Consider the following 7,406-nt stretch of genomic DNA (forward strand, 5'->3'; position numbering starts at 1 on the left):
GAACGAGCTCTTTTTAGATGTTTTGAAATATAACTTTTAGACTTTTTTTCTAGTAGTAAAGTCTCAATAATTATACGTTCATTTAGACTAATTCGGTTGTACGTTTTTTTCATAATTCAACAAAGATAAAATTTATCATTTGTTGCGTTAGGTTATTGAATTCTCCAAAATGGTGTCTTGTCCTACTCTACGTTGACCATTTTTTGTTAAAAAATTAGGTTAAAAAACCAAGATTTGTCGACAAATTTTGGATTCGGTTTTTTTAGTTTTCTCTTCAAAAAAAAATGAAGTTGATAAAAGAGGCATTTTGAAAATGCCCCCTTCATTTTCCTTGACTATGGTTTTGGCACTATCCGAGTTGCTCCGCAGCAGAGCTCGTTTCTATCCGCACATAGTTATTCAATAATACTACATTTTTACTTCATCTGCAACTTTTTTTGGTTTTCTGTACGATTTATTTTTTTGCTTATTATATTGTAAATGAACAGCTTGTGGTGTTTGTAAATCCAAACTCCAATGCCTTCTTTCGTTGTTGTAAATTGTTACAGCTTCTTTGGTCATCGCTTGTGCGATAATAAGTGATTTTATAGTCTTTTTTAAACCAAATTCATACTTTAAAATACCATTTATTCGCTCGGCAATTGCGTTCTCATAAGGGTCATATTGTTGTGTGGTGCTAAGTATAAATCCCTTTCCCTCAGCAAATTCGCTATGGTCAGGACAGCAATATTGTATGCCCCTATCGCTGTGATGGATGATACTCTTGTGATTGAAAATACAATTTTTGTGAGCCATTTCTAATGCGTTTTTTACCATCTCTACTCGCATATTATTCTCTAATGACCAACCCATTATTTTCCTTGAGTAAGCATCAGTGACGAGTGCCAAATAACAATGTCCTTCATCAGTTTTGATATAAGTGATATCGGCTACAAATACTTGTTCTGCGTGTGTTATTGATAAGTCATAGAGCAAGTTAGGGGATTTATAAAAAAAGTGTTTCGAGTCGGTCGTGATATGAAAACGCTTGGTTCTTCTGATAAATAATCCTCTGTATCGCAACAAATCAAACAAGGCGTCTCTTCCCATTTTGATGTCATTTTCAACGAACTTTTCTTTTAAATGATCTAACAGTTTTCTGGTTCCTGTTCCTGGCATTCTTTTACGAATTTCCATAACTAAATCAATGACTTTATCGTTCTTGATTTGTTTGATTTTCTCAGATTTAATTCTCTGATAATAAGCTTGTTTACTTATCCCGATTGATTCGTAGATCCACCTTACTTTGAAAGCTTTTTTTTCTTTCTCTGAATCTCGTTTGCCAACCAACCGGGCAAGGACTTTTTTGAAAGCTCCTCCCCAGTAACTTGCTCAAATTCAATAATTAAATCTTGCTGGAATTCTTTAATAAACTCTAATTCTTCAATTTTGCTTTTGAGTTTTTTTATCTCATCGTCTTTACTAATGGCTTTGTTGGTTTGCTCATAATTGCTTAACTTTTTCATCCAATATTCGATTGTGCTTTTAGAAATGTTGTACTTTTTTGATGCGAAATTTAATGAAATTTGTCCATTATTGATTTGTTCAATTACAAATAGTTTATACTTAAAACTTACTTGTTTGCCGTTTCTTTTTCGGATGGGCTCGTTTTCTGGTGTTTCCATAGTTTACTAAAGGAGTTTAATTTTTAGTCAACCTATTTTAGGATGCGACACGCAGCAAAGTGACGCCTAACGTTTCGTGGCTTTGCGAGGTTGCGAACTTCGGAACCGAGATTTTTCTGCTAAGATAAAATTTCTTGCGAAAGATAAACTTGAATTTTGCACTTATTTCGCAATCTCGCAAAACCGCTGTTGTGCGATGTATTTTTTATTTAGTTTCTGTTTCCAGTTTTTTGATTAGCGTTTGTGTTGTTGACTTCTTTTGGTTTATAATAATCAATTGGCTTTTGTCTTCTAAAAGGATTTTATAATTAAATTCATTGTCTGAATTGAATTTCCAATTATTAAGTTCTTTAAATTCTTTTTTTATTAGGTTTAATTTTTCCTTGTTGTTTTTTGAAACAATAATCAATTTTGTAAGTGATGTTTTTTGCATTTTTTCAATTGTACTTTTTGTAATTTCAGTTTCATATTCTGTTCTTGAACGATAACGATATTGTTTCTTAATTACGTTAAAGTCATTTTCGTTTTCAGAAATAACATATCTGTAAGGCATTAAGTTGTCGAGTTCGTTTATCCAATTGGGGAAATTTACTTCATAAATAGTAATGTAACGATCAATGAAATCTTTATCTATTGGTTTCTTTTGGGAAATATATTCGTTAATCAATGGATATATTTCTTTTGCCATTAGATTTATATATTTTTGACTATACCAATCTCGTGTGTCAATTTTTCCATCAATATTTTCAAATACATATCCATTACCTAATGAAGTGGCTATGACTTCATTTAACAACAAGTAAGCATAATTGCTATATTTAGATTTGTTTTCTTTAAAATTTTTATCAATTTCTGTTTTAACTTCAAGTGATTGTTCGTAATAAATAATGTGAAATGTTTCGTGCAACATTACACTAAACAAGTCTTTATAACCTTGTAGGTCTGTTTGAATACCACTAATGAAATTATTATAAAAAGATTGGGCTGTAAAACCCTTTGAATTTGGTAAAGGATAAAATGCAATATTAAAAGGAATTGAGGTATCCCAACTTGAATTATAAAATATTATTCCTGTTTCAAAATAATTCTCAATATTATTTTCAGTTGAGTATTTTGTAATTTCTACAATTTGCTTTTCAAACTTTTCTTTATTGGGGTTGTATATTAATTCATTATAAACTGGAGTAAAAAGGGCAATGATTTTTGTAAGGTCATTCAATGTTTTGTTTGTTACAATTCCAATTGAGCGAATTTTAAAATCATTTAAATTTTCAGTTTCGATTAAGTTTTTCTTCAAAAAATCTATTGATTGCATTGGTTTTTTAGAACCGTCAGGAAACTCTTCAAATTTATAACTATACTCCATTGATAATTTGTCAAATTCTGATATTGCTTCTTTGAATTCTTCAACGTTATATTTTGATTTTTGAAATTCGGTTTTGAAAACATTTTCTGGATAGTTTTCAGATAAATTTTGAATAAAAACAAAAACTGCTAATTGTTCAGAATATTTTATACTGAAATTTGTTTTTTGAGCAAAAATTAATGTAGTTATTCCACAAAATAGGAAAGTTAAAATTCTAGTTTTCATTGTTAATTCTGGTTTTAGTGTAATATATCGCACAACGTTTCGCGGCTTTGCGAGGTTGCGAACTTCGTAACCGAGATTTTTCGGCTAAAATAAAATTTCTTGCGAAAGATAAACTTGAATTTACCACATATTTCGCAATCTTGAAAAACCGCTGTTGTCTGTCTGTGCTTTTATTTAATCAAAATTTAGAAATATAATTTTTCAAACAATCCGGTGTAGTTGCATATTGGCTCAAACTTGAACAAATTGTAGCATATTCATATCGTAAGTTTGAAGAATATTTCTTTTCAAACATATGTGGATTTACACCTGATATTGATTGTAAGCGGCATAAATAATTTTCTAACAATTTAAGGATAAATTTTCCTCTAAATTTATTTGATTTATCAAGCGTATTAAAATAGGCCATTTTTGTTTCTAATTTATCATTCTCAATTTTTGGTGAATCAACAAAAATATTCTCAATATCAATTTTGGTTTTAATACCGTCTAATTCTTTTATAGAACTTAAATCTGTTAGAACAATTTTATCAAAATAAGTTTTAACATTTTTATCAATCTTAAGATATGTATTGTTCTTATTTTCATATCTAAAATCTGATTGGCAAGCCAACCAAGCATTTAAAAGTAAAGTTTCTTCATTAAATCTTTCTTGTATAGAAATATAATTTTCTACACACTTTATAAAATCATTTTCTTTAGGGTTCATTTTGAATTCAGAAATTAAAATTTTCTCAAATGATTCTTTAGTGCAATATAAGTTTTCTATACTATAAGTTGGTGTTATATAAATATCAGGATTGATTTCATTTTCATCGAAATCACTGTCAATGTAAAAACTTGTTTTTACATTTTTATAATAGTTATTAGCCTTTATTAATTGATAAACTTTTAAAACCTTTTCTTTTCCGCCGCAAATGAAACTGTTATTATTGCCTGTAGATGCCAATAAATCAATCCTTACCGAATAATAAAATCTATCTTCATTTCCTTCAAAAAAGCAATATAATTTATCTTCATTTTTATTGTAATTAAGCATAAATTCTGTGTATGCAACACAATCTGAAACAGATTCTTCTAATAAAACTTCTACTATATCAATCATAATTTAATCAATAAATACATTCATACCGATTGCATATTTTTTTAATTCATTTGTAAAAATGAAAGGTGAATGTGTAACGGCTAATAAAAAATCACATTTTTTTGAATCGACAATATGGGTTAACAGCATTTTTTGCCATTCTATTGACAATGATAATTCAGGTTCGTCAAAGAGTACGATGATTTTTTCGTGTTGTTCTAAATAAATTTTTGAAAAAATTGACACAATTTGTTTTTCTCCTGATGAAAGTTGATTCATCTTAACAGGTTGACTGTTTTTAGTTCTGATAATATCTAATTGTACTAGACTTTCATTAAATACCAATTGTTTACCTACTAAATATTTATTACAAACAAGAGAGAAATTTTTAATACTATTATCTAAATCTCTTTGTTGATAATAAATATCAATAAGTTTAGTTAGAAAAAAGACTAAATCCCTTTTATTTTTTAATTCTGGTGATTCAACAAGGTCGATTATACTGTTTCTTTCGATGTCTGATAAATTACCCCGAACTCTATTAAGAATTATTTCAATATCAGATTTGTTTAATTTATTAATACTTTGGTCAGTCACTTCTGGAAAACCTTTTAGCATTTGGCTTAAAATTTCTGCTGTAACTTTTGTAAAACCTGTTAATGAACTATCGTTAATTTTTGTTAAGACTTTTCTAATTCTATCTTCAACATCTTCCATACCAAACTGAATTAAAATTTCATCTTCTACTTCGTTTTGTGGAACTCTATCTTCTTCGTCAAATAGATAATTGTATTCATCTTCGTCTTGAAATCTTCTTAATTGTCCTAGATTTTGTAAATCTTCTTCAACTCTCCTGTAAGTTGGGAAGTATAAAATTGTTGCGTCCAATTCAAAATCAATTATTCTATTAATGTCTTCAAATATTAATAAAAAATCATCTGTTAAAAGTCTAATTGCATTATCTACAAGCATACCTGCTGGCGCAACAATTTGTTGATTTATTTTATTTTTTAAAATATAGTTTAAAACTGCTTGGGGATTTATTTCATTGTTTTTAAAAACGACACTTTTAAAGTCATCAATATTTAAAATACTCTTTAATTGATTTATTATATTTATATTTCCACGTTTTTTTTGACGTTTATCGTCTAGAATTATTGCTTCTAATTGATTTTTAGTAAAATAAATTAATGAATTATTGTCAAATAATAATTCTATACTTTCAAAAGGTATTTTTGCTAATTTCTCCCATTTTTTCGTTAATAGAAAATATAATGAATTTAAAATAGTCGTTTTTCCTAATCCGTTTTCTCCAATTAGAATTTTAATATTATCGTCAAAAGGTATTTCAACATCTTGAGAATTGAACAAACCACGAATTGTATATTTTTTAATGTTACTCATATTTATGTTGCTTATTTATTTCGTTTTTTGTCTTGTCCTAGCCTACGTTGACCTTTTTTTTGTTAAAAATTCGGTTTAAAACTATAAAATTGGGTCACCAATTTTGGGTTAGGTTTTTTTAGTTTTCTCTTCAGAAAAAATGAAGAGTAAAAGAAGTGGCATTTTTAAAATGCCATCTTCATTTTCTTTGACTATGATTTTGGCACTATTCGAGTTGCTCCTCAGCATTGCTCGTTTCCATCCTCACATAGTCTTACAATAGTACTAAATTGACGTTTAAACAGCAACTTTTTTTACTTTTTTATAAGATTTATTTTCTTGTTTATTGTATTGTAAATGAACGGATTGTGGTGTTTTTAAGTCAAGACTCCAATGCGTTCTTTCATTATTGTAAATTTCTATGGCTTCTTTTGTCATTGCTTTTGCTATTTGAACTGATTTTAAGGTTCTTTTTAATCCAAATTCATATTTTAAAATTCCGTTTATTCGCTCTGCAATTGCATTTTCGTAAGGATCATATTTTTGAGTTGTACTTAATATAAAGCCTTTTCCTTCAGCAAATTCGCTATGATCTGGGCAACAATATTGTATACCTCTATCGCTATGGTGAATGATATTTTTATGATTGAAAACACAATTTTTACGCGCCATTTTAAGTGCGTTTTTTACCATTTCTACTCGCATATTGTCTTCTAATGCCCAACCCATTATTTTTCTAGAATAGGCGTCTGTAACTAAGGCTAAATAGGCATGTCCTGCATCGGTTTTTATATAGGTTATATCGGCAACAAAAACTTGTTCAGCGTTTGTTACTGCTAGATTGTATAGTAGGTTAGGTGATTTGTAATAGAAATGTTTAGAGTCAGTTGTAATATGAAAGCGTTTGGTCCTCTTTATGAATAACCCTCTCCATCTAAGCAAATCAAATAGGGCATCTCTTCCCATTTTAATGTTGTTTTGAACAAGTTTTTCTTTTAAATGATCTAAGAGTTTTCTGGTTCCTGTTCCAGGCATTCTTTCGCGTATTTCTAATACTAAATCAATTACGGTATTGTTTCTAATTTCTTTAATTTTATCGGAAGCAATTCTTTGATAATACCCTTGTTTGCTTAGCCCGAGTGATTCGTAAATCCATTTTATTTTAAAAGTTTTTTCTTCTTTCTCTGAATTTCGTTGGCCAACCACTCGGGCAAGTACTTTTTTGAAAGTTCTTCCCCTGTAACAGATTCAAATTCAATGATTAGCTCTTGTTGGAAAGCTTTAACTCCTTCTAAATCTTCAATTTGGCTTTTTAGTTTACGAATTTCATCGTCTTTGCTAATGCCTTTGTTGGTTTGCTCGTAATTGGTTAGTTTTTTCATCCAGTATTCGATTGTGCTTTTAGAAATATCGTATTTTTTAGAAGCGTAATTTAAAGAAATTTGTCCATTGTTGATTTGTTGAATTACAAAAAGTTTGTATTCAAAACTTACTTGTTTGCCGTTTCTTCTTCGGACGGGCTGATTTTCGGGTGTTTCCATTGGTTACTAAAGGTGTTTAAATTTTAGTCAACCTATTTTAGGACTCGAGGCGGATTCAAGGACCTATCGCAACAAGTCCATTTATTAATAGTTATTCAAAGTTAATTTTTTTGAGGAATATTGTCATCAAATTCAGAATAACT

The 7,406-nt window shown here is 29.0% G+C and carries 7 protein-coding genes and 1 pseudogene; all 8 read right to left on the reverse strand.

Translation table 11 applies throughout. From position 1 onward, the window contains the following. Positions 1–113: pseudogene (locus BMW63_RS18735) on the reverse strand (IS30 family transposase); the annotation flags it as partial. A 295-nt stretch (positions 114–408) separates the two neighbouring features. Beyond that, a complete protein-coding gene (locus BMW63_RS17430; RefSeq protein WP_083380553.1) occupies positions 409–1,329 on the reverse strand; it encodes an IS3 family transposase in 921 nt (306 codons plus the stop codon). Next, complete coding sequence (locus BMW63_RS17435) at positions 1,281–1,664, reverse strand: helix-turn-helix domain-containing protein (protein WP_074724742.1); 384 nt, start codon at positions 1,662–1,664, stop codon at positions 1,281–1,283. The genes BMW63_RS17430 and BMW63_RS17435 overlap by 49 nt, the downstream gene beginning before the upstream one ends. Before the next feature lie 205 nt (positions 1,665–1,869). After that, positions 1,870–3,255: a hypothetical protein gene (locus BMW63_RS17440; RefSeq protein ID WP_074724743.1), complete on the reverse strand. Its 1,386-nt coding sequence runs from the start codon at positions 3,253–3,255 to the stop codon at positions 1,870–1,872. A gap of 178 nt (positions 3,256–3,433) precedes the next feature. Beyond that, positions 3,434–4,360, reverse strand: coding sequence for a DUF4435 domain-containing protein (locus tag BMW63_RS17445; protein ID WP_074724744.1), 927 nt, complete (start codon positions 4,358–4,360; stop codon positions 3,434–3,436). A gap of 3 nt (positions 4,361–4,363) precedes the next feature. After that, complete coding sequence (locus BMW63_RS17450) at positions 4,364–5,743, reverse strand: AAA family ATPase (RefSeq protein WP_074724745.1); 1,380 nt, start codon at positions 5,741–5,743, stop codon at positions 4,364–4,366. A gap of 276 nt (positions 5,744–6,019) precedes the next feature. Continuing rightward, the gene (locus BMW63_RS17455) at positions 6,020–6,928 is read right to left on the reverse strand and encodes an IS3 family transposase (protein WP_083380554.1); all 909 of its coding nucleotides are present in this window, start codon (positions 6,926–6,928) and stop codon (positions 6,020–6,022) included. Beyond that, a complete protein-coding gene (locus BMW63_RS17460; protein WP_074724746.1) occupies positions 6,880–7,263 on the reverse strand; it encodes a helix-turn-helix domain-containing protein in 384 nt (127 codons plus the stop codon). The genes BMW63_RS17455 and BMW63_RS17460 overlap by 49 nt, the downstream gene beginning before the upstream one ends. Positions 7,264–7,406: the final 143 nt, after the last annotated feature.

Origin of the sequence: Flavobacterium frigoris (assembly GCF_900111075.1) — a bacterium.
GTDB classification, from domain to species: Bacteria; Bacteroidota; Bacteroidia; order Flavobacteriales; family Flavobacteriaceae; genus Flavobacterium; species Flavobacterium frigoris.